General features: G+C 62.8%; 2 protein-coding genes. Both read right to left on the bottom strand.

The window, feature by feature from the left end; genetic code table 11:
- Positions 1 to 165: 165 nt before the first annotated feature.
- Complete coding sequence (istB, locus tag H8A95_RS42665; protein WP_229188404.1) at positions 166 to 906, bottom strand: IS21-like element helper ATPase IstB; 741 nt, start codon at positions 904 to 906, stop codon at positions 166 to 168.
- Positions 907 to 917: 11 nt separating this feature from the next.
- Positions 918 to 2,120, bottom strand: a 1,203-nt coding sequence (gene istA, locus H8A95_RS42660; RefSeq protein ID WP_229188403.1) for an IS21 family transposase, incomplete at its 5' end; no start/stop codon positions are given.

Below are 2,120 nucleotides of genomic sequence, written 5' to 3'. Positions count from 1 at the left end.
CGCAATTGGCACTATCGTTAGCCCGTGGTCAAGCGGCGGCCGAAGAGATCACGTCTGGTGTCGCTCGACGGAGCGAAGCTGACTGGACGCGCACCCCAACAGTGCCGTAGCGGCCGGTCAGCTTCGCGGGCTGCAGTCCCGGTCTTCATCGGGTCGACGATGCAATCAAGGCCGCGGAAGAAGCGGCGGACGACGCATGGAGTCACCGTTCAGTTCGAGCCTGTGAGCGTTGTGAAGCAGCCGATCGAGTATGGCATCAGCGTAAGTTGGGTCATTTATGAGCTCATGCCATTTGGCAATTGGAAGCTGGCTGGTGACGAGTGTTGATCGACGGCCGTAACGGTCTTCGAGGATTTCGAGCAGATGATGCCGCGCGTTGGCGTCGATGGCCTGGAGGCCCCAGTCGTCCAAAATCAGGAGCTCGACGGCGGCGATGCTCTTCATCCGCGAGCTGAGTCGGCCGTCGCCCCGGGCAAGGTCCAGTTCTTCGAACAACCGCGGCAGCCGGGTGTAAAGTACCGAGTGGTTGTCCCGGCAGGCCTTGTGACCAAGTGCACAGCCAAGCCAGCTTTTCCCGATGCCTGTCGGCCCGACAATGGCGCAATTCTCGTGGTTCTTGATCCAGTCTCCCTTGAGCAGCATGTCGAACAAGCGGCGGTCGAGCCCACGGGGGGCGCGGTAGTCGATATCCTCGGGCACGGCATGATGACGCAGCTTTGCCTTACGAAGGCGAAGCGCCAGGCGCCGGTTGTTACGCCAGGTCGCTTCATGGTCCAGCAGCAGCGCCAACCATTCGGCGTGAGCGAGGCCATGGACCTCCTCGTTGTCGGCGAGGCTTTTAAAGGCCTCGGCCATGCCGGCAAGGCCGAGCTGGGTAAGCAAGTGGAGCGTGGGGTGTGTCAGCATTTTCTTCCCTATTAGTGGTAATAGTCCGAGCCTCTGATGTTGGTGTGTAGGATCGGCTCGCGCTCGGGGGACGTGGGCGTTGCAACGCGATCGAGCCCCTTCTCGAGGATCGATTTGACGCTCGGGTAGTTGCGAGCCTGGATCTCAATTGCGCGCAGCGCGGCCGCCTCGAGGCGCTCGGCGCCAAAGCGCTTCTCAAGCCGGATGATTCCCAGGCACGAACGATAGCCCTGTTCGGGATGCGGCCGATCCTCGATGATCCGGTCGATCAGCAGGCGCAGCATCGGGCCGATCCGGCTTGCCTCGCTGCGGATCTTTGCCGGCGTCCACTCGCCATAGCGCCGGTGGCTGGAGGGCATGTGGGCGCTGATCGTCGTGTGCCGCCCGTTGCCGCTGCCGCGCATATGCGCGGCAATACGCTCGCCCCCCAGGAAGATTTCAACCGTTCGCGCACAGATCCGCGCTTCTACCTCGCGACGGGCGAAGCGATAGGGCACCGAGTAGTAGTGTCGTTCGATCTCGACGTGATAGTCGAGCCCGACCCGGCATCGGCGCCATTCGGCATGGACCCACGGCCCGCCGGGGAGCGGTTTAAGATTCGGCGCGTCGATTTCCTCGAACAGCTGGCGCCGTGTGCGGCCATACTGGCGCAGCACCCGTCCGTCATTGAGCTTGGCCAGCCACTCGGCGATCGCACCGTTGAGTTCGGCCAGGCTGTAAAAGGTTCGGTTGCGCAGCCGCCCCAGCAGCCAGCGCTCGATGATACCGACGCAGGCCTCAACCTTCGCCTTATCTCTCGGGCGACGCGGCCGTGCCGGCAAAATCGCCGTGCCGTAATGCTGCGCCATATCGCTGTAGCTGCGGTTGACCATAGGGTCATAGAGGCAGGCCTTGATCACCGCGACCTTGGCGTTGTCGGGCACCAGCAGTTGCGTCGCGCCGCCAAAAAAGCTGTAGGCCGCGTTATGCCCCGCGATCCAGTCGCCGATCTGCTCGGTCCACGTCGCCAGCGCAAACGACAAGCTGGATGCGCCCATGACCGCCACGAAGATGTGCGCGTCACGCACCTCGCCAGTCTTACGGTCAACCACCGGCACCCTGTCGCCAGCATAGTCGACAAACAATTTGTCGCCGCCACCGTGGTGCTGGCGCATCACCAGCGGCAGCCGGCCTTCCCAATTACGGAACAAGTCACAGAAACGGCTGTACCGGTA

The organism is Bradyrhizobium oropedii, assembly GCF_020889685.1.
In the GTDB taxonomy this organism is placed as follows: domain Bacteria; phylum Pseudomonadota; class Alphaproteobacteria; order Rhizobiales; family Xanthobacteraceae; genus Bradyrhizobium; species Bradyrhizobium oropedii.
The sequence above is the reverse complement of the archived record's forward strand: the minus strand, read 5'-3'. Positions and strand labels throughout refer to the sequence as shown.